This is a genomic window from Streptomyces xanthophaeus, assembly GCF_030440515.1.
GTDB classification, from domain to species: domain Bacteria; phylum Actinomycetota; class Actinomycetes; order Streptomycetales; family Streptomycetaceae; genus Streptomyces; species Streptomyces kutzneri.
In genome coordinates this window covers 829,441-849,860 of sequence record NZ_CP076543.1, presented here as the reverse complement: position 1 = coordinate 849,860, position 20,420 = coordinate 829,441, and the positions used below count along the sequence as shown (strand labels likewise).

The following is a 20,420-nucleotide window of genomic DNA, read 5'->3' as shown; positions in this document are numbered from 1 at the left end:
GCGACGACGCGGTGCGCGCACACGTGCGCACACGTCCGGAGCCCGCACCGGCGACCTCCCGTGTGCCCGGGTGGCGAAAGGGTTGGCGTGAGGGGCCGGCGGAACCGGGTACCGTCTTTGTCATGTTCTTCCAGAGGCCGATCCACGAGTGAGGGCGTGATGGGCCCCTGCCGACGTCCTTCGACGTCGCTGCCCGTCCCCCACCGATGAATCCGCAGATCACTTCACATCATTACCGGGAGAACCCGTGACCGTGAGCAAGAACATCAACAACCCCGTGGGCCAGGGCGGCGGCCAGCGCAAGAGGCTGTCCCGCGCCGAACGGCAGAACAACGGTCCGCACCGCAACCTCGACCGCCGGGGCGCGGCCGACCAGAAGGCGGAGCTGGTGCGCAAGATGCGCGAGAAGGCGGGCGCCGCCGAGGGCACCGGGCAGGCGGGCGACGACACCGCACAGGGCTGACGCACCGCCGCCGCAAGGCGGCACCGCACGGGGCAGGGCCGGACCGCGATGCGCGGTCCGGCCCTGCCCCGTGCGGGCTTCCCGTGGCCCGTCCTCGATCAGCTCGACCGGTCAGGAACTACTTGGCGCCGAGGCCGGCGTCGGAGACCTCGGGCTTGCCGGCGGCCTTGAGGACCTTGTTGAGGAGTGTGAGGTCGTAGATGCCGGCGAGGTCGGGCTCCTCGATGAGCTTGGCCTTGACCGCCCATTCGGACTGGGTCTTCAGGGTGGCGGCCAGCGGGTCGTCGGTGATGGCGATGCTGGGCCAGGCGGGGTCGATGACCTTGGCGTCGAGGGGCTTGCCGCCTTCGGCTTCGAGGCGTGCGTTGGCGGAGGCCTTGGCCTTGTCCTGGTTGGCGTGGATCCACTCGTTGGTCTTCACGGTGCCGCGTAGCACGGCCTCGACGACGTCGGGGTGCTCCTCGAGGAACTTCTGCGACACGATGATGTTCGTGATCACGAACTTCTTGTCGGGCCACAGGCTGGTCTCGTCGAGGAGGACGGAGCCGCCGTCGGAGACGAGCTTGGAGGCGGTGGGTTCGGGGACCCAGGCGCCGTCGATGGAGCCCTGCTTGAAGGCGTCGGGGGTGACCTTGTTGTCGGTGCGGACGACGGAGACGTCGCCCTTGCCGGATTCGGGGTCGACCTTCCAGCCCTTCTCGGAGATCCAGTTGAGGAAGGCGACGTCCTGGGTGTTCCCCTTCTGGGGGGTGGCGATCTTCTTGCCCTTGAGGTCGTCGAGGGTTTTGATCTTGTCCGGGTTGACGACGAGCTTGACGCCGCCGGAGGCGGATCCGGAGATGATCCGCAGGTTGGAGCCCTTGGACTTGACGTAGCCGTTGATGGACGGCGAGGGGCCGATGAAGCCGATGTCGAGAGAGCCGCCGTTGAGGGCTTCGATCTCGGACGGGCCGGCGTTGAAGGACTGCGGCTTGATCTTGGTGCCGTTGAGTTCCTTCTCGATCAGGCCTTCCTGGAGGCCGACCAGCGCGGTGGCGTGGGTGAGGTTGGGGAAGTACCCGATCCGGACCTCGGAGGCGGACAGCTTCTTGCCTGCATCGGCCGCGGTGTCGGCGGACTTGTCGTCCTCCTTCTTCGCCTCGGAGCCGTAGCCGCAAGCGGTGAGGAGGAGGGGAAGGGTCACGGTGACGGCGATGGCACGCAGGGCGGTGAGCGGTCTTGCGGCAGACACGGAGGTGTCCTTTCACGGGATGGTGTTCAGGGAGCTGCGGGGACGGAGCAGGGCGACGCGAAGCCATCGGCACACACGGAAGTCACTCCCGGCCGTCGGCGGCGGGTTCGCGGTTGCAGACCGGGGAGGGGATGCCGGACGGACGCCCGCGCTCGAAGGCAGACGGCGGGTGAGGTCGGCCGAGGGGCCGGGGTGGCGCCCAGTGATGACCTGCGTGTGGGGCCGGGCCCGGCGAGGCGCGTCAGCCGGACTGACAGATGGCGCTGGACGTGCGGACCAGGTCGATGTGCCGGCGGGAGGTCAGAGGCAGCATCCGGCCTGCGTGGTGCAGTGTTCGCACGGCCACCTCCCTGGATTCCTAGTTTTCCCACCTGGTTGGTAGGCATATTGGCAGAGGCGGAGACCCGCCCCAAGGGGCTGTCCGCATACTGGATGCAGAGATCTCGACATGCGAGAACGTGCAGGTGGGGCGAGGGGTGTGGGGTTAGGGATTGGTCCAGGCGCCGGGGGTGTCGGCCAGTGCCGATACGTCGGCGGGCAGATCGGCCGACGCGATGTCGGCGAGCGTCACGCCGTCGAGGATCTCGCGCACATTGGCCCGCAGCGCGATCCACAGGGGGAGCAGCGCCTGGGCGGGGCCGGTGTAGGACAGGTCCGGCGGGCGGACTCCGCGCACCGAGACGAGCGGTCCGTCCACGACGCGGATCACATCCGCGACGCTGATGGATTGAGCGGGCTTGGCCAGCCGGTAGCCGCCGTTCCCGCCTCGCTGGCTGAGCACGAGACCGCCCCGGCGCATGTCGTTCAGGATGCCCTCGAGGAACTTGTGCGGGATGTCCTGGGCGTCGGCGATGGCCTCTGCCTTCACCGGCCCGTCATCCTGTGACGCGGCAAGCTGCAGCGCGGCCCGTACCGCATAGTCCGCCCTGGCTGAGATCCGCATACGGACATTATCTGGCATGGCTGCGGCCCGTGTACGCCATGGGTGGCAGCCGGCTGCCGGGTACGGGTACCCGGCAGCCGGGGGCGGGTCGCGGGCCCGCGACCGGAGCAATGCCGTGTCGTGCGTCAGCGGAAGGCGGCCACCGGGCGGTGGGAGCCGTTGAGGTAGTGCTCGCCGATGGAACGCAGGCGGTGCGCGACAGGGCGGTGGGCCGTCAGGACCCGGGCGTTGCGCCAGAACCGGTCCAGGCCGGGCGCGTCGGCGAGTTCCAGCACCCGGGCGGTGATGCGCAGGGCGGCCTTCGACGTCACGGTCTCGGCCGTGGCGACCAGGGCTGCGACGCCCGCGGCTCCTTCCGCGTCGAGGTGCGGCCCCGCGTCGAGGGCCTGCGCCATCACGTCCGTCGCCCGGTCGACCACGGCGGTGGCCGTCTGGGCGGCGGAGGCGAGTTCCCCGTAGGTCAGGAAGAGATCCGGGTCCTCGCCGGGAAGCCGGTGTGCGCGGCCGCCCCTGCTGAGGTCGCGCGCCTCGGTGAGGGCGCCCTCGGCGATGCCGAGGCCGACGTGGCACAGGGCGAGCCGGAGCGCCGGCTCCGCGAGCGCGGTGAAGGGTGCGGTCGACTCCTCGTCGTGCGGCCGGCGGCCCAGTACCTGCTCGGGCGTGACGGTGACCCGGTCGAGGACGACCTCGCCCGCGCCGGCGACGCGCTGCCCGAGGCGATCGTGGGCGGGCTCGACCGTCACGCCCCGTGCGCCGGGTGGGATCCGTACGACGAGGACCTCGCCGTTCGCGGCGCAGACGGCGTCGACCACGATCTGGTCGGCCGTGGCCACCGCGGTGTCCACGGCCCGGCGCCCGCTCAGCACGTAGCCGGTGGCGTGCCGCCTGAGCGTGAGGTCCGGTCCCTCCGCGTCGTCGTCGGGCCGAGGAGTGCGGACCGCGCCGGTCCACAGCCACTGCCCGCGCACCGACTCCTCTTCGAGGGCGGTCGCGTGCTCGGGGCTCGCGTAGAAACGTCCGCTCCACGTGTGCACGTAGTGGCGGGCGAGTACGTCGCCGACCGAGCTGTCCGCCGCGGCGATCTCCCGTATGACGGCGCATCCGGTGGCCCAGTCCGCCCCGCGGCCCGGCCCGGGCGGGGTGAGCGCCGCCGGCAGGCCGGCCTCGCGCAGCCGGGCCGTCTCGTCGGTCGGTTCCTTGCCCGCCTGATCGCGGACGATGGCGTCCGCTGCGAGGTCGTCCGCCACATCGCGGGCGGTACGCAGGAGTGCGCGGCGCTGTGAGTCGGTGGATCGGTGGCCGGCGGTGCCCGGTGTCGTCGGCACCGGCGTCACCGACAGGCCCGGGTGTCGCTGCGTGGTGCGTGGGCTGGGTGGACAGCGGTGCCATGGGGGATGGCGGTCGTCATGTCGACAACTCCGGAACATGGTCGGGCGGCGTCGGCCGGTTGCTGAACGTGCGGGAGGGGAGCGAGGGAGGGGAGGCGGGGGTGGGTGGGCAGGCCGCTGCACTGGACGTTCCGCCGGGCTGCGCGGGCGCCTGCGGTGGGCTCCGGAGATCATCCGAGGCAACGCTCCGACGCAGCGGCCGAGCGGCACATGGTGGTGCGCGAGGACGCCGGTCGGCTCTGCGGACACGCGCACGGGCCGGGCGCCGAGCCCGGCGGATGCCGGCAGCGTCAGTGCCCCGCGCGACCGCAGTTCACCGTATTCCTACCTTTCCCATCGGAGTGATAGGAATACTCGCCCCAAGCGGCCTGCCCGGCAAGAGCGTGACCGGATGGTGGACGCTTCGATCTCGGAATGAAAGACGATGCAGGTCAGAGGCCTGTCGGCGGTTATTTCCTATCCAATCAGTAGGGAAGTGTTGACGCGTGCCCGCCGCGCACCCCACCATGTGGCCATGTCCCCGTCGCAGCCGTTGCTCGTACGCCGCAGGCACGTTGACTTCCGTCGCGTCGCCAGCGCCGTCTGCCGACCCGTTTAGGGCTTCTTCGACAGGGTGATTCCTCGACGCGCGCCGGTCTGCCGGCTGTCGTTCGTCTCCGCGCGCCGCGCTCGCCGTCCCTCCCCCCGGCCTCTGAGCCGTACGGGTCCGGCCGGCGTGCGACGCGCCGATCCTCCCGCTCGCATCCGTTGCGGAGACCCCTGCCCCGTCGTGGCCGAACACCCGGCATCCGTATCCGACTCCGAGCAGCCGAAGGGGCTCACCGTGACCACCGCAATTCCCGCACCCGCCCTCCGCCGTTCCCCGGCCCCGCGCCTCCAACTGGTCGGCGACCGTCCGCCCGTCGTCCCCGCCGACGAGAGCGACGGCGGCCGCGTCGCATACCTCGTGTTCCTGCCCGCGAACGTCGACCCGGTGGTGGTGATGAGCGCGCACGGCATACGCCCGGAGATCCGCCCCCTCGCGCCCGGGACGCCTCCGGCCCCCGAGCCGGAGCCGGCTCGGCACCCGGAACCCGATCACTCCGACGACGCGATCCGGGTCGACCGCGCGCGGCGGCTGGTCGAGGTCGACGGGCGCGAACTCGATCTCACCTACCTGGAGTTCGACCTGCTGGCCCACCTCGTGGCGCACCCGTACACGGTCCACACCCGTGACGCCCTCATCTCGGGCATCTGGGGTTATGGGCACATCGGCGACGGCCGTACCGTCGATGTCCACGTGGCCAGGCTGCGCCGCAAGCTCGGCCCCGTTCACCGCGACCGCATATCCACCGTGCGCCGCGTCGGCTACCGGTACGTTCCCGACCACCGGTAGGAGGTGTCTTGGCGAACACCTGCGGGGCCGTGAGCCGCGCTCTCGGAAAGTAGGAGATTCCCGATTCGGTCAGCGAACGTCTGTTTCGCGCCGGTTAGGGCGGATCCGGGTGTCGGGTTGTCCGGTGAGTGCTGTTCTGGAGGAGATGCGCCCGTCGGGGGCAAGCGTCGGACAGCGTGATCAGGGGGTCTTCAGCGATGGCTTCTCTGCACTACGAAGTACTCACCGATCCGGCTCCGCTCCAGGTGCCGGTCGCGGGCGAGGAACGCCAGGGATCGGTCTACATCGTCGTCTCCAATCCGACCATGGACGAGGTGATCTGGTACTCCATCGAGATACGAGTGCCCTGCGGCCAGACGGACGGTGATCTGACGGCACATCCGAAGACGATCACCGCCCGGGTCGAGCGGAACACCGCGACGAAGAAGGGGGAGGAGCCGATCGTCGCATGGGACGACACCACGGGTGTCCTCACCGTGACCGCCCAGCAGAACACGCTGTTCCAGGAGGCCGGCTCCATGGCCCTGGTCCTGGACGGCTTCCCCGTATCCAGCGCACCGGGACTGGTGCTGCTGCGCGTGACGGAGAGGGCGGCGAACGGCGCCTTCGTGCGGAAGACCCCCGTGACCCTGAGCCTGCTGAAGCAACTGCCCAAGGTCCCGCGCAACTTCCGTGCGCAGCAGTCCCTGGTGGCCGGAGGCCAGGACGTCGTCCTGCGATGGGACGGGCCCGACACCCTCACCTACCGGATCCAGGGTCCGGACGGATCCTCGCAGCCCGTCGCGCCGACGCAGGGCACGACCGGCTGGCAGTGGTCGCCGGCGGCGGGCCAGGAGCCCGAGCGGGACGCCACGTACACCCTGATCGCCACCTCCCCGGGCGGGCAGCAGCCCGGGTACTTCCTCACCACCACCGTCCACCTGCGCAGCCCCGAGTTCGAGAGCGTCACCGCGACGACCGGTGTCCACAGCCCATGGGTCGAGGGCACGACGGACCGGGGCCGGATCGTCTTCACGGCGCAGGGGGCCCGGATCCGCGACGCCGCCGACGCCCCCGGCACCCTCTCCGCCGCCAAGGCCGACGTCGATACCGTGACCGCGGCGTTGGTCCGGGGGCGCGAGGGCGACGCCGGGTGGATCGGGTTCCCGTCCGGCGGAATCAGGGTCGGCCGCGGCGGCGGAAGCGACTTGGGGACCGTCACGGCCGACAGGATCAGCGTGAACGGCATCAACACCCAGTGGGTGGGGGACCGGGACTCAGGCAAGGGATGGGTCGAGTTCCCGCAGTCTGGGGTGAACGTCCGCAAGGACGGAAAGCAGGACTGGGGAACCGTCGCCGCTGATCTGGCGGACCTGAACGGCATCAACACCAAGTGGGTGCAGGGCCGCACGGCCGCCGACGGATGGATCGAGTTCCCGGCCTCCGGGATGAACGTGTTCCAGGGCGCCGGAAGCCGCCAGTGGGGGACGGTCGCGGCCGACAAGGCCGACCTGAACGACGTGATCACCCACCGGGCCCGGGTCAAGGAACGCCTCACCCTCCAGGGCGGGCTGAGCGTCGACAACGTGCTGGAGACACAGGACGGCCCGCCGCGGCTGATCGTCCACGGCCGCCTCGACGCCGAGGGCGAGGTGAAGGCGGACCACACGGTCACAGTCACCGGCGACCTCACCACCCTCGGCATGCTGCGCGTCCAAGGCGAGTCGCGCCTGCAGGGGAAGGTGAACGCCGGCGCCCATCTGTCGGTCCGTGACGGAGGCGCCTGGATCATGCACACGAACGACGGGAAGGTGGCGATCAACGGCGACCTGCGCGTGCACGGGGCATTCCGCTCCGATTCCTGATCGGGCGCGGCCGCCGCCCGGCTGCTCTCCTCCCAGGGCCATCCGCTGCTCCTGCCGGCCAGCCGCTCCAGCCGGCCGGAGCGGCTGGAGGCGCTGTGACCCTAACGGCAGGTGTAGGTGAAAGTGGTCTCGGCGCGGGCTCGGTTCGGCGACTGCACCTCGAGCACGGCGGTGGCCTGCACGGAGCCGGGGCCGTGGAAGGTCCACCGGAGCGAGACCTCGGTCAGCCGTGCCTTCGGGACGATCCGCTGCTGCACCGGGCCGGTGACCGTGCCATCACTGCGGTGCCAGCGGTAGCTCACCGTTCCGCCTTCCCCGTTGCTGCGGATCGTCGCCAGCACCGTCACGGTGCTGTCGCAGCCGGCAGTCGAGGAGCTGGGACGTACGGTGACCCCCGTCACCGACAGCGGACCGCCGGTCTGCTGCCGGACGAGGAGCAGCGCAGCCACGAGCGTGGCCCCCGCCACGAGAAACCCGCCCCGGAGGACGCCGCGCCTGCGTCGGGCGCCGGCGGTGTACGGCGCGCCCGTAAGCGCGGGGACGGTGCCGTGCCACACCGCCGTGAGGTTCGCCAGGCTGCTGCCCGACGCAGGCATCGAGGGCGCGGGCACGGAGGGCGCGGGCGCGGTGGAGTGCACGTCTTCCTCGGACGAGGGCATGCCCCACACGGCATGGTCCAGGAGGGTGGCGCTGGTCGCCTCGTCGGCCGGGTGGGAGCGGGGGAGGAAGGAGGTCAGCTCCTCGTCGTACGGTCCGGGTTCCATGGCCGGCTCAGAGGATCGGGTTGCAGTCATCGGCGTAGAGCACCTTGTACGTGCCGCTGCCTGTTGCCGGAGCTGGGTCGCTCGATACCTGAACACCCCAGTACGGGAAGGGATCGCCGGCTCCGAACGTGTGGGCGTACGTCTTGCTGAACGAGGTCTGCCCGGCGGGGATGGTGATCCTGTCCGTCGCCACGGTCGTGCCCGATCCTCGGGTGTTGCTGTGGAACCAGGTGAGGATCAGCGTTCCGGTGGAGGCACCGTCGGACTTCACGGATGCGACGGCCTGGGTGCCGAACTTGCCGGAGCAGCCGTACTGGGACAGGGACACGGCCAGCACCCGCACGGTGGGGGACGTGGCGGGCGGTGCGACGGGAGGTGTCCGAGGCGCGGCGTTCGTCGTGGAGGGCGCCGGCACGGCTGCCTGCTCCGTGGAACCGGGTGCTGCACCCGGAGAGGACGGCGAACTCCCGACCACCGTGGAACTCTCCACGCCGCTCCCGGTCTCGCTGCCGGTCTTGCTGCCGGTCCCGCTGTCGGCAGCGGGACCGGCAGCAGTTCCGGACTGCCCAGGAGTGGGGGCGATGGTGGCGCCGGGCCCCGTGCTGCGGGTGCCGGCCGGGGAGTCGGGCGTACCGGGTGAGACGGTCGAGCCGGCGGTGCCTGTGACCCTGTCTTCCGTGTCGTCCTGTTCAGCGATCGCGGACAGCGCGAGGACCCCGGTGAGCAGGAGGGCGGCAGACGCGGCGACGGCCGTCGACGTGCGTCGGCCGACGACGCCGCCTCGGGACCGGGACCGGGAGCGGGGCCGACCGGACGCCGCCACTGAGGCATGTGCCGGTGCCGTTCCTGTGGTCGTCGCGGCGAGCGTGGTGTCCGCGAAGGTCGTCGTCGCGGTCACGACCTCGTCGGGAGCGCGCACCGGCATCGGCATGAGTGCGAGGAGCGCGGCCATTGTGCGGTGCCCACGCACTTCCCAGTCCTCGCCGTACTCGCCGGACGCCAGCGCATCCAGCTCACGGACGAACGCGGCAGCACTCGGAGGCCGTTCCACTGCCCGTTTGGCCAGGCCACGGCGAACCAGCGGCCGCAACGCCTCAGGAACCCTGTCGTCGGGTATGGGCGCCTCGATGTGCTGCACCGCCAGTTCGAGGGCCGTGGTGCCCGGGTACGGCTTGGAGCCGACGAGGCACTCGAAGAAGACGGCCGTCGCGGCGTAGACATCGGTGACGGGGGCGACGGGGGAGCCGGTCCACTGCTCGGGAGCCATGTAGGGCGGGGTGCCGGCGACGCCGGAGGCATCCCCGCTGGCCACCGCGATTCCGAAGTCCACCAGCTTGGAGCGGCCGTCAAGGTCCACCAGAACGTTCTCCGGCTTGTAGTCCCGGTGCACCAGTCCCGCCTCGTGAGCTGCGGCGAGGCCGAGCAACGATCCCTTGAGCACGGTGAGGGCCGCCTCAGGACCCGTGGGGCCCTCCTGGCGCAGCAGCGCCCTGAGTGAGACGCCCTCCACCAACTCCATGACGATCGCGGCGCCTTCGGGGTGCTCGACGTAGTCGTCGATCCGTACCACGTACGGCGACCGCAGGCGCATCAGCAGACGGGCCTCGGCGCGGAAGGCGGTGCGCGCGCCGTGGGTCAGATACTTGATCGCCACCGGGGCGCCGGAAGCCTCGTCCAGAGCTTCGACGACCCTCCCGCATGCGCCGGCGCCCAATTCCCTGCCATGGGTGTAACCGGGAACCTTCCACCGTGGATGTGCGCTCATGTCCCCGTCGTCCATTGCTGCCCTCGCATGCATCGTTGCCGTGCGCGCCTGGGAGCATGCCTCCCGCCGCACCGGCAGCCGGCCGGGCCGGCTGCTGCGGCCAGTCAACCGGCCGCCTGTGTCGAGGCGCGTGAGCAACCACTACTCACCCGGCTCCCGAAAGAGGGCGCTGATGTGGTCCTGGTCGGCTTTTTTCGGCGAAGCAGAAGGACTTCGACACGCTCATGCCGCCGGCCGCCACAGAAGTGGCAGCGCGACGCTCGGGTCGCTACCGAGCGCCAGCGGCACACGCTGACAGCCCTGGTCGGCCGCCCCGCCGTGAGTCTTTCCGACGTCCTGGCCACTGACCGACCGCTCACTCGAAGCGGCTTTTTGCCCCGGGCCCCAGTAGCGCTTCGGCTCAGAGCGTGGCTCAGTTCTCCGGGCAGATGACGAAGAGAGGGAAGGCGAGTCGGCGGGGCCGGTCGCCGATCTCGTCGAGTGCGGCGCGGATCTCGTGCAGGTGGCCGGTGGTCATCTGCAGGGGGGGTTCGTGGGGCTGGTAGGTGGTGCGGACCGGGTAGTCCACGCCCGGCTCGGTGGTCATCTCGATGTGACAGCCCATGACGTGGGTGACCGGTCTGCGCTCGCAGAACTCGATCAGGCGGTCGATGGTCCGGGCGAAGGCGTTCCGGTCCTGGATGTAGAGGCGGCCCGGATAGACCGTGTCGCCGGTGAGCAGGAACCCCGTCCACGGGTCGTAGAACGTGACGGCTGCCTCGTGGTGCCCGGGGGTGGCCAGGCATTCGAGCCTGCGGCCTCCCAGATCGACGCCCGCCGTGGCGGTGGGGTCCTCGTCGAATCCGAAATACTTCCAGGCCGCCGGGAGTTCTGCTGAGACCACTGTGGTGTCGGGACGATCGGCGAACTGGCCGTCGCCCGCGATGTGGTCGCCGTGGGCGTGTGTGTGCAGCACCAGCAGGTGGTACTCCGGGCGGGGGTGGCGGGCGAGCCAGCCGTCGATGAGCCGGTCCACCACCGGACGCAAGGGGAAGAACTCACGTGACGCTGTGGCCCCGGTATCGATCAGCACCGCCCGGTCATTGCCGAACAGCAGGAACAGGAACGGCGCTTCGTAGTTGATCGCCATGTTCTGCCGCAGGATGGCCGTGTGCTCGTCGTACTCGTAGACCTGGATGTCCGGGTCGGTGTTGTGCTTGGACGACGGTGAGCCGTGGATCCAGCGGACGTCCACTTCGCGTGGCCCAGACGCCGGGCTGCCGAAATCGATGAAGGACGTACCTTCAGCCATGACGCCCCCTCTCGGGGCGAGATTACCCCACAGGTGCAGCATAAGGATCTGCATCGGATTTCCGCCCGCGGAAGAATTCGATGGCGAAGAAAGTCCCGACATTCGAGGGGCTGCGACATTCTTGGAGGCCTGGCTGCCGAGGAAGACCTGCCCCTCGCAAACACGATGGGTCCACCCTGTGGTCAGAAGGGCACCACGGATCGTGCGAGCACATCCAGAGCGGCCTGCGGCCGGACACCCGTGCCGGCCAGGCCGGGAAATCCGCCCCATGCGAGGCAGCCCCGCAGGTGTGCGACGAACGGGACGGTCCCACCGCGCCCGCGGTGGAGCTCCGCGTCCCCGAAGGGTCCGGGGAGACGGACGGTGTCGACCGGCTCCGGCTGCGCGTCGCGGGGGTTCGCCTTGAACGACGGACCAGGACTGATCGTCAGGTCCAGTGGCGCATTCATGCCAACACGTTCCCTCTCCTCGCGGGCCCACCTCTCCGCCTCGGCGACAGCCTCTTCGAGAGGAAGGACGACGAGGGGGTCGAAGTGCGAGAGGTACACGAACGGGTACTTCTCCGGGACGTGGACGATCTCGTGCCTCTTCGGCTTCGGGCCGTGCTTGTTCGGGTCGTGACGGAACCTTTCCTCGCTGCCCGACAGGTCCACCGAGCCGACGACGAGATAGAAGGCGCGCAGCGAGAGCGGCAGGCGTCCGCCCGTGAGCCTTTCCAACGTCTTCACGGAGCGGAGTGCGTCGGGCGGGGGCGGGACGAGGGCGCGCGCCTTCTTGTGGAAGGGGTACGCCTCGGCGCGCAGCGTTTCGACGACAGCCTCCACACCGCACCGCACCCGCTCCATCGTCTCCATCGCGACGGCCTCGGCCTGCGCGGTGAGAGCCTTCGGAGGTCTCCGGTCGAGCGCGGCCAGTTCTTCCCACACGCGCTCGTGCTCTCCGGCGCGGTAGCGCTCGACGAGATCGCCCGCAAGTGGCTTCACCGTGCTCCTGGCCGCGGCCTTCCGCCTGCGCTTCTCCACGCGCGCCGCGGCCTCGTCCACGGTCCCGGGGTCGAGCCGGTCGAGGAGCGCTCGCGCCGTCGCGCCGAGCTCACGGTCTTGTGCGGCCGTCAGCGATCGTTCCATCCAGCGCGGCTCGGCCGTCACCTGCGTGGGCGTGAGCTTTTCGAGTACGGTCCGGGCGGACTCGCTCCGGCCGTCGCCGGAACCGGGCACCTGTCCCTCGAAGAGAGGCGTCAGGACGTCGAAGGCACGCGAGGGGTCGGCACGCAGCAGCGCATCGATCGCGATCATCTGGCGATCGTGACGGTCGTACTCGTTGATCGGGACGCCCTCCGGCGCAAGGGGCGAGGCTGCGGCCTCAAGGGCCTCCGGCGTCCCGATCTCGATCAGACTCTGCCCGGCGGCGGTGAGGAATCGCCGTTGCCGGGTGAACAGCTCGCGCAACGCGGGAACGGCAGGTGCGTAGCGGGCCTCGGCCAGGCGATGCGCGAGCCAGTGCGCGAGGCCTCCGTCGTGGCCGTCCACCGCGGAGAACCAGCGCGTCTTCAGGAGCGCGTCGAGCAGCCCGGCGCCCTCTCGAAGTGCTGGATGCTCGCTGAAGAGGCCTGCGCTCCCGGCCTGGTCGAAGCTGAGCTGTCCGGCGCTCACACAGGCGATGAGGGCGGCGACCGGTATGTCCGCGATCTTGCTCTTCGGGATCTCGCCGGGAGCGAGCGACCGGCGACGGAGCATGTCGAGGAGGATCTCAGCCGGCGCCGAGCCGAGGTCTCGCTTGATGATCTTCTCGGCGCGCCCCCGCATCACGAGTTCGAACGGGACGCGGTTGTGTCCGAAGGCGAAACCGTCGAGATCGATCCGCATCACTTCCAGCGCAAAGGACATGGCTGCGGCGGGCTCGACCACGGCGAGCACCTCGACGGCTGCGCTCAGGGCATCGGGACTCCCGCTCGTGAGCGCCGCCGTGAATGCCTCGCCCGTCGGGTAGCGCCGGACCAGAGGGCAGACTCCGCCCGTCCAGAGGCGACCGGCGTAGGTTTCGCCGACGTCGACACCCGCGCGCGCTGCGGCCGTATGCAGTGCGGCGGGGTCGTGCGCGCTGAGAGCCTGGACGATACGGGAGTTGACGTCATCGATCAGGGCGGTCGGATCGACGTGCGCTGTTCCGGGAGCCACGGGCATGGCCTGATTCCTTCCCTGGCGAGCCTCAGCCGGCCATGTCCTGATGATCCGCCCGGTACGGCGGCCGCCTGCTGGGCCGCGCACGGCTCACAGACGGCCAACGGACTTCAACGGCCGGGCCTCCGCGAGGGGAGACGCGGCATTCTGCCTTCCGGCCAGCGCGGCGTAGAGGATGCCGCTCACCAGCAGCCCCACGACGAACGAGACGTCGGCGCCGTCCATGGCGTGCGCGACCGGTCCGCGGAAGAAGGTGGTCGAGACGAACGGGATCATCGCGACGAGACCGATGACGTACGAGGCCAGGCCGCGCCAGGACCAGCGTCCGTAGATGCCCTGGTCGTCGAAGATGTCACGGATCACGTACCGGCCCTTGCGGATGGCGTAGTAGTCGACGAGGTTGACCGCGGTCCACGGGACCAGGAAGTACAGCATCAGCAGGACGAAGCTGCTGAAGCCGGCCAGGTAGTCGTCGGGCAGGGACAGGGCCACCGCGAGCACCACCGCGCCGACGGATAGGACAACGGCGGCCCGCAGACGGCTCGTCGGCTGCTCCCGCCGGAAGGCGTCCACCGCGCTCACCGCTGTGAGCATCGCACCGTAGGTGTTGACGCCCATGACGCTGATCAGGGCCAGAGCCGATACCAGCACGACGAGTGGGCCGAAGCCCGCAACGATGCCGTTCCCGGTCCGGAGCAGGCCGGTGACGGCGTCGTCGGCAGGCAGGCGGCTGCCGATGAAGGCGCCCAGGGACATCAGCCACACCGCGGAGCCGGCCGCACCCGCGTATGTCCACCAGATGACGGAGCGGGAGTTGGCGTCCGCAGGCAGGTATCGGGAGTAGTCGGACACGTAGACGGCGTAGCTGATCTGGTAGCCGGCGGCAGCGGCGAAGACGGTCAGGAACGATGTCCACGGGCTGCCGGTCGCAGGCGCGGCGATCGGCGCTTCCCACCACTGGACGACGGTTCCGACGGTGAGTATCCCGAACACGAGGATGAGGATCCCGGTCAGGATGCGTTGTACGAAATGGATCAGATCATGGCCCACGAAGGCCAGCACGACCGACACCACGGCCAGGACCGGGTACCAGAGCCAGGGGCCGCCGCCGACGATCCGTCCCAGTCCTTGGGCAGCGAGCACGGTGTTGAAGACGTTGAAGCCCAGGTAGACGAAAATGACGGCCGTGAACGGTACGACGGCCCCCCGGACTCCGAACTGTGCCCTGGACTGGATCATCTGAGGCAGGCCCATACGGGGGCCCTGGTTGGCGTGGACCGCCATGAAGAACGTGCCGAAGCAGGCACCGAGGACCACGGCCGTCACCGACCAGCCCAGGCCGAGGCCGATCGAGGGGCCGATGAAGCCGATGACGAGAGTGGTCAGGACGAAGTTGCCGGAGAACCAGAACGGGCCCTGGTGCCAGAGCTTGCCGTGACGTTCGTCCGGTGGGATGTAGTCGATGGAACGCGTTTCGGGGGCGGTCGGCAGGGTGAGACCGCGGCGCGGGGCTTGCTGGTCGTGCACGGGGGTCCTTTGCGCTCAGAGCCGGGAAGAGCGGCCATACCGCGACGGGGGTGGCTGCCACGGAGGACTCAACCGTGCGCGCGATCCCCCGCACATGAGCAAGCACTACTCATCCGGGCGCGATCGGGCCGGCCGAATTCCTTGGCGGGAGTCCCTGCAAACCACGCCTCACATGCGGCGGCGGAGGGAAATGTGAGCCGAATCTGAAAATTCGATCCCGAATGTCATGACTGTTCATCCCTGTGTTCAGAGGTTCGGTTCGGACCAGTTCACCCCCTGCCCGGGATCCTTGACCACGCCGAACGGGCTGCGCCGCCCACGCGGTCTCGGCATCGTCAGGGGTGAAGGGCTTTGCTCGCTCGCGGTCGGTTAGGATCCGCTCGAGTCGCGGATGACCCACTCCACACTCGACGAGTGACGCAGCGTGTTTGAGTGGTCCGTTTCGCGGATATCCCCACCGGCCCCCTCTCCGACGGTATCGACGGGGAATTGCCGCACTGGGAAAGTCGGACGAGGAGCAGCGGAGCCCGCCAGGCCGGCCTGCCGCGCTCGGTCGCGCAGACCGCGGCCGCGGACGTCCGCACAACCGGGCAAGGCCGATCGAGGGGGGCCAGAGGAATGAACCAGAACCGTGTGCTGCAGCGTTGGCCACTGGTCGGGCGCGAGGCCGAGCTGAGGGGTTTCGAGGAGGTCGTGCCGGAACCCCGCAGCGCCGGTTTCCTGGTCTTCGGGCCGGCCGGAGTGGGCAAGTCCCGGCTGGCCGAGGAGTGCCTGGACCGTGCGGTCGCGCTCGGGTACCGGGTCGGCAGGGCGGTTGCCACCGCGGCCGCGGCGTCCGTTCCGCTGGGTGCCATCGCCCATCTGCTGCCCGACGGTGCCGACCTGTCCGACCCGGTCTCGGGGTTCGCCGGTGTGGCCAGGCTGTTGTCGCGGCCGGGTGCGACGCGGCCCCGCATGGTGATCCTCGTCGATGACGTCCACCTCCTCGATGCGACCTCGGCGATGCTGCTGCGGCAGTTGATGGACGCCGGGGTGATCTTCCTGCTGGGAACCGTCCGGTCGGGGGAGGGACAGGCGCTGGCGGTGACCGCGCTCGGGCACGGGGACGCCGTGCGACAGGTGGACCTCGCCGGGTTCGGCCGCGAGCAGGTCGTGACGGTGCTGGAACAGGTCCTGGAGGGGCCGGTCGGGAGGAGCGCGGTCAACCACCTTCTGACGACCAGCGGCGGCAACCCCCTCTACCTGCGGGAGCTGGTGGTGGGGGCCGTGGCTGCCGGAGTGCTGACCTGCGACGGTGAGATCTGGGACATGACCGCGGACCGGCTGCCGGGCACGCGGCGTCTGACCGATCTGATCCGTTCCCGGCTCTCCGTCGCCCCACCCGCCGGCCGACAGGTGCTGGACGTCCTGTCCCTGTGCGAGCCGCTGTCCCTGGGCCACCTCGAAAGGGATGCCGAACCGCAGGTGCTGGGCCAGTTGGAGCAGTCAGGGCTGATCGTCGTCGTCCAGGAGGAACGACGCTCAGCGGTCCGGCTGGCCCACCCCCTCTACGGAGAGGTGCTGCGCGCGGACATGACTGCCCAGTGCCGCAGGGACACCTTGCTGCGGCAGGTCCATCTGCTGAAGCGGATCGGGGCCCGTCGCCGGGAGGACGCGGTCCACCTCGCCACCTACAAGCTCGCGGCCACCGGCACGGCCAACCCGGCTCTGCTCGTACGCGCGTCAGCCCTGGCCGCGCACGCCCGCGAGTACCCCCGCGCACTCAGTCTCCTCCGGGCGATCCCCCAGGAGCACCGGGGCTTCCGGATCCAGCTGCTGCTGGGAAAGACCCTGTACGAGGCCGGTGACTTCCGCCAGGCCGAGGACGTGCTGTCCCAGGCCGACGCCATGGCCACAACGGAAGAGGAAGTCCTGTCCGCGCTGCCGGTCCGGACACAGAACCTCATGTGGGGGCTGGGAGCGTCCTACGCAAAGCTTCTCGACGTCATCGAGTCCGCCCGTCGCCGGGTCACCAGCCCCTTCGGCCTCCGCGTCCTGCTGGTCAACGAGGCCGCCAGCGCGCTCACCGTCGGAGAGGTCAGGCACAGCCTCGCCCTGACCGAGGACCTCGAGCACGAGGGCACGCAGGCACCGGACGCCACGACATGGCTGTGGGCCGCCATGACGAGGTCCATGGCCCTCGCGGTCACGGGGCGTGGGGAGGAGGCCGAGGGCTGGATCCGACGTGCCATCGCCTTCAGCTCGGCCGCCGGCGAAACCCACTCCACCGCCGCGCACGAAGTGGCCCACCGGGCGGTTCTCGTCCTGGCCCTGGCGGAGAGCGGTCGCCTGGCCGAGGCCCAGGAAGCGGGCGAGCGGGCCTTCGCGGGCCTTACGGACGCGAGTGTGACCGCGGACCGCCGGCTGCTGGCCTTCTATCTGGCGCGTGGCGCATGGGCTGCCGGACACCCGGCTCAGGCGCGGCGCTGGTTCGCGGAGGTGGTCCGCGCGTCCCGCCCGCACACCCCGGTGGTGCTGTCGATGGCACTGGCGGGTCTTGCGGCGGCCGCCGCGCTGCAGGGGGACGGTGAAGCGGCGGAAGCGGCCCTGGCCGAACGCGGCCGGCTGCCCGCCCTGGGGTTCTTCCCCGAAGAAAGACTCGGCGAGGCCTGGCTGTACGTCGCCCGCGGTGAGCTGACCCGCTCGCGAGCAGTGCTGACCGCGGCCGCCCAAGAGGCGTTCGAGCGCGGGGAAACCGCGTCAGAAGCAGTTCTGCTGACCGATCTTGTCCGGCTCGGGGAGGCCGGGGAGGCCGCCGGGCGGCTGACGGAGATCGCTGCGGAGTGCCCCGGTCCCCTCCACCGGGCCCGTGCCGATCTTGCCGCCGCGTGGGCCGCGCACGACCCCGACGGGCTGCTCGCCGCCGCCGACGAGCTGGAGGCCGTGGGAGCGGACCTGCTGGCGGCCGAGGCGGCGAGCACCGCTGCCGCCCTTCTGAGGGCGGCGGGGGAGACCCGACGGGCCAACGCCGCCGCCGTCCGCGCCGAGGATCTCGCGGCCCGCTGCGAGGGAGCCAGAACCCCGGCTCTCATGGCCCGTGAGGCTGTCGTACGGCTCACCGGGAGAGAGCGCGAGATCGCGCTGCTCGCCTCCCGGGGCCTGCTCAGCAAGGACATCGCCGCTGCACTGACGATATCCATACGCACCGTCGACAATCACCTGCAACGCATTTACAACAAACTCGGCATCACCACGCGCAAAGAGCTGGCCGACCGACTGCTTCCATGACCGTGTCCCGGCCGCACGAGCCGTGAGGGGCCCGTCAGGTGTGGCGGGCCGCGGTGAGCATTGCACGGAACTCTTCCATGAATTCCTCGCCGGCGGCGCCGCCGTCGAGGGGGAAGGGGTAGCTCGACGCCTCGGCGGAACCCAGCCACGCCGACCGGACGTATATTCCGTGCTCTCCCGCGCCGGTCTCCCGGTCGGACAGCCCGCTCACCACGGTCTGCTGAAGCCTCCCCACGAAGGCAACTCCGTGCCCCTCGGTGTGGATGATCGCAATGATGACCAGCTGGTCGGTGAGAATGCAGGCCTCGATCACGGGAGCTGCCCCGACGTATGCTCCCCGCTGAAATACTCCGTGGTCCGAGTACCGCGTTTCGCAGCACAGCCTCGTCGCAGCGCGGAGGTCTCCCAGCGAGTACCTGTGCACCGTGTCTTCCAGGAGGGGAAGGAGGCGTTCGTCGAGATCGGTGATGCGGCACAGCCTGGTACGACACTCCCTCGGCTCGGTGTCGGCGACCGCCCCCAGCCCCCACAGGCCGTCGAGGGAAAGATGAGAGAGGCGCACCATGAGGAACATGGCCGACAGCCCGGCGGCGAGGCATACCGCCCCCATGACCGCATTGACCATTTCGCCGCGCTCGATCCCTGACGCCAGGATTCCCAGGCCCACCGCGACGAAGGATGCAGGACCGATCAGAGTGACTCCGCGCACGGCGAGAACCACCGAGAGCAGCAGGCTCAAGGAGAACGCCGCGGCGATCCATCCGATGGACCATTCCATGGCAGGACTGTAGAAGGAGGAGAAGGTTGCATAAGCGGAGAACATTTCTCCCAAGAGGGCTGCCACTGACAGTGCGGCAACAGGGAACTTTCCTCTTCGCATGACGGAAACGCACTCCTCCGGGTTGTTCCCGCATGCGCGGGTCGAGGGTCGGATGACGCCCTTGGGCAGGCGCCTGGGTTGGAGTTTCACGCATGCGCGGCCGGGCGTCGTGAGTAATGCCTGCTCAGCCGGGATCACCTCGCGGGCCATCGCCCCGAGGCTCACACAGGTGTTGTGCCATGAGAACGCCCTTTTCCCTTGCGCTGTGACCAGGCCGCGATGGCACCGCACGGCCCGGGGTCCGGGCGCTGGTGGACGAGGCCGAGCACCGGTACGCGCGCGCCGCACGGGGCTGCCATCCGGGCGGGATGTACAACCTGGGCCTCCTGCTCTCCCGCCACCGGGACAACTGCGCCGAGGCCGGGAATCCCGACGGGAGGCACAATTTCGGAGGCACGCGCATGGCTCGAAGTCCCGTGATCCCCGCGCCCGCCTTCAACGTAGGCCGCAGGAGGAGGAGTTGATGGAGACGGAGGACGTTCCCGGCTGGTTCTGGGGGTCCTGGACGCGGCCAGCCCAGCCTGTCCGCCCTGGAGTCATGGCTGGAGTCACAGCCGGAAGGCGTTCTGGAGGACTACGCGCTGGCGTACCTGGAGGCCGCCGAGTCGCTGATCGACTTCTCGGAAGGCGTGACGGTCGACGGATCGGTCTGGTCCAGGACAGCACCGAGGACCTCTGCATGTGGTGGTCGGCCAAGGGCGCGCGTTCTGGCGTGCGACGGTCGAGGGGACCTGGGAACTGGCGGATGCCGCACAGGCGTACCTGGGGCGCCCCTCACCCCTCATGTGGGAGGTGATGCAGTGGGACGGGCAGGTCAGCCGACCGGAGCACGCCGGCTACCGGTCCCCGGGAGCCCTCGTCCACGGCGTGTACCGGACGCGCTTCGGGCAGGACCTGTACGAGCGGCTCACGGCCGGATGACGCGACCCCGGCGAGCGCGGGCGGTGCCGTCATCCGCTTCGCCGGGGTCGCCGAGTTCGGCGAGGAGATGGCTGCGCGTGCGCATCAGGATCCTGCCGAGCATGTTCTTCCCGGTCCCCGTCCGGCCCCGTCCCCAGTAGTGGTCGGACGTCGTGTCCTCGACGATCTCTTCGTCTCCCGTGGCCAGCAGGATCGTGGCGATGTCGGCGTGCGTGCGGAACTTGGCCGCCACGGCGCGGCGCATCACGTCGTCCTTCACCCGGTCCCAGTCCCGCCGCATCGGCTTCGACCGGTCGCGGCCCAGCTCCGCCGCGCGCAGCGGGGTGCCGGCCCGGCGGATGAGTTCGGCGTGGCGGGTGCCGGTGAACTTCTGTGCCTGGAAGTAGTGTTCCGTGGTCGGCCACCAGTGTCCGTCGAGATCCACGCCGTGTGCGGAGAAGTTGGAGAAGCATCCGTAGGGAACTTCTCCGGCACCGTGGAAGTAGATCGTCATGCGAACCTCGTGTCGGGGGCGGGAACCGCACCGTGCCAGGCGCCGGTCCGCGGTCGCAACCGACTTACCGCCAGGTCTCCCCGCTTGA

General features: G+C 70.0%; 17 protein-coding genes. 6 read left to right on the top strand and 11 right to left on the bottom strand.

What is annotated here, in order from left to right; all coding sequences use genetic code 11:
- Positions 1–247: 247 nt before the first annotated feature.
- Complete coding sequence (locus tag KO717_RS03790; protein ID WP_301364441.1) at positions 248–463, top strand: DUF6243 family protein; 216 nt, start codon at positions 248–250, stop codon at positions 461–463.
- A gap of 118 nt (positions 464–581) precedes the next feature.
- Here the strand turns inward: KO717_RS03790 and KO717_RS03785 are convergent, their stop codons facing one another.
- The 4 genes from KO717_RS03785 to KO717_RS03775 form a co-directional block, all read right to left on the bottom strand.
- Positions 582–1,694 carry an ABC transporter substrate-binding protein gene (locus tag KO717_RS03785; RefSeq protein ID WP_301364440.1) on the bottom strand — a complete coding sequence of 371 codons (1,113 nt, stop codon included), beginning with the start codon at positions 1,692–1,694 and terminating at the stop codon, positions 582–584.
- 241 nt (positions 1,695–1,935) lie between these two features.
- Complete coding sequence (locus KO717_RS37295; RefSeq protein WP_367401502.1) at positions 1,936–2,034, bottom strand: putative leader peptide; 99 nt, start codon at positions 2,032–2,034, stop codon at positions 1,936–1,938.
- A 144-nt stretch (positions 2,035–2,178) separates the two neighbouring features.
- Positions 2,179–2,637, bottom strand: coding sequence for an RrF2 family transcriptional regulator (locus KO717_RS03780; protein ID WP_301364439.1), 459 nt, complete (start codon positions 2,635–2,637; stop codon positions 2,179–2,181).
- Between the two features lie 125 nt (positions 2,638–2,762).
- On the bottom strand, positions 2,763–3,962 hold the full coding sequence (locus KO717_RS03775) for an acyl-CoA dehydrogenase (RefSeq protein ID WP_301364438.1): 1,200 nt from the start codon (positions 3,960–3,962) through the stop codon (positions 2,763–2,765).
- A 487-nt stretch (positions 3,963–4,449) separates the two neighbouring features.
- Here KO717_RS03775 and KO717_RS37290 point away from each other — a divergent pair, with 487 nt between their 5' ends.
- The 3 genes from KO717_RS37290 (at position 4,450) to KO717_RS03765 (ending at position 7,244) form a co-directional block, all read left to right on the top strand.
- Complete coding sequence (locus KO717_RS37290) at positions 4,450–4,623, top strand: putative leader peptide (protein WP_367401501.1); 174 nt, start codon at positions 4,450–4,452, stop codon at positions 4,621–4,623.
- Positions 4,624–4,848: 225 nt separating this feature from the next.
- Positions 4,849–5,400: a winged helix-turn-helix domain-containing protein gene (locus KO717_RS03770; RefSeq protein ID WP_301364437.1), complete on the top strand. Its 552-nt coding sequence runs from the start codon at positions 4,849–4,851 to the stop codon at positions 5,398–5,400.
- 197 nt (positions 5,401–5,597) lie between these two features.
- Positions 5,598–7,244 carry a hypothetical protein gene (locus KO717_RS03765; RefSeq protein WP_301364436.1) on the top strand — a complete coding sequence of 549 codons (1,647 nt, stop codon included), beginning with the start codon at positions 5,598–5,600 and terminating at the stop codon, positions 7,242–7,244.
- Positions 7,245–7,345: 101 nt separating this feature from the next.
- On the opposite strand, the gene KO717_RS03760 is transcribed toward KO717_RS03765, so the two are convergent.
- The 5 genes from KO717_RS03760 to KO717_RS03740 all read right to left on the bottom strand — a co-directional run bounded on the left by KO717_RS03760 (position 7,346) and on the right by KO717_RS03740 (position 14,771).
- Positions 7,346–8,038 carry a hypothetical protein gene (locus KO717_RS03760; RefSeq protein WP_301364435.1) on the bottom strand — a complete coding sequence of 231 codons (693 nt, stop codon included), beginning with the start codon at positions 8,036–8,038 and terminating at the stop codon, positions 7,346–7,348.
- The gene (locus KO717_RS03755; RefSeq protein WP_301364434.1) at positions 8,016–9,773 is read right to left on the bottom strand and encodes a serine/threonine protein kinase; all 1,758 of its coding nucleotides are present in this window, start codon (positions 9,771–9,773) and stop codon (positions 8,016–8,018) included. Before KO717_RS03755 ends, KO717_RS03760 begins: the two co-directional genes overlap by 23 nt.
- A gap of 412 nt (positions 9,774–10,185) precedes the next feature.
- Positions 10,186–11,064 (bottom strand): MBL fold metallo-hydrolase, encoded by an 879-nt coding sequence (locus KO717_RS03750; RefSeq protein ID WP_301364433.1) that lies wholly within the window; start codon positions 11,062–11,064, stop codon positions 10,186–10,188.
- Between the two features lie 182 nt (positions 11,065–11,246).
- On the bottom strand, positions 11,247–13,247 hold the full coding sequence (locus KO717_RS03745; protein ID WP_301364432.1) for a hypothetical protein: 2,001 nt from the start codon (positions 13,245–13,247) through the stop codon (positions 11,247–11,249).
- An 87-nt stretch (positions 13,248–13,334) separates the two neighbouring features.
- Positions 13,335–14,771: a purine-cytosine permease family protein gene (locus KO717_RS03740; RefSeq protein WP_301364431.1), complete on the bottom strand. Its 1,437-nt coding sequence runs from the start codon at positions 14,769–14,771 to the stop codon at positions 13,335–13,337.
- Positions 14,772–15,389: 618 nt separating this feature from the next.
- Between KO717_RS03740 and KO717_RS03735 the strand changes: the two genes are divergently transcribed.
- Complete coding sequence (locus KO717_RS03735; protein WP_301364430.1) at positions 15,390–18,038, top strand: helix-turn-helix transcriptional regulator; 2,649 nt, start codon at positions 15,390–15,392, stop codon at positions 18,036–18,038.
- A 34-nt stretch (positions 18,039–18,072) separates the two neighbouring features.
- Here KO717_RS03735 and KO717_RS03730 read toward each other — a convergent pair whose 3' ends face one another.
- Complete coding sequence (locus KO717_RS03730; protein WP_301364429.1) at positions 18,073–18,816, bottom strand: hypothetical protein; 744 nt, start codon at positions 18,814–18,816, stop codon at positions 18,073–18,075.
- A 783-nt stretch (positions 18,817–19,599) separates the two neighbouring features.
- On the opposite strand from KO717_RS03730, the gene KO717_RS03725 reads away from it, so the two are divergent.
- Positions 19,600–19,839: a hypothetical protein gene (locus KO717_RS03725; protein ID WP_301364428.1), complete on the top strand. Its 240-nt coding sequence runs from the start codon at positions 19,600–19,602 to the stop codon at positions 19,837–19,839.
- Here the strand turns inward: KO717_RS03725 and KO717_RS03720 are convergent.
- Positions 19,826–20,332: an NADAR family protein gene (locus KO717_RS03720; RefSeq protein ID WP_301364427.1), complete on the bottom strand. Its 507-nt coding sequence runs from the start codon at positions 20,330–20,332 to the stop codon at positions 19,826–19,828. The two genes, KO717_RS03725 and KO717_RS03720, sit on opposite strands and share 14 nt — an antisense overlap.
- Between the last annotated feature and the right edge of the window lie 88 nt (positions 20,333–20,420).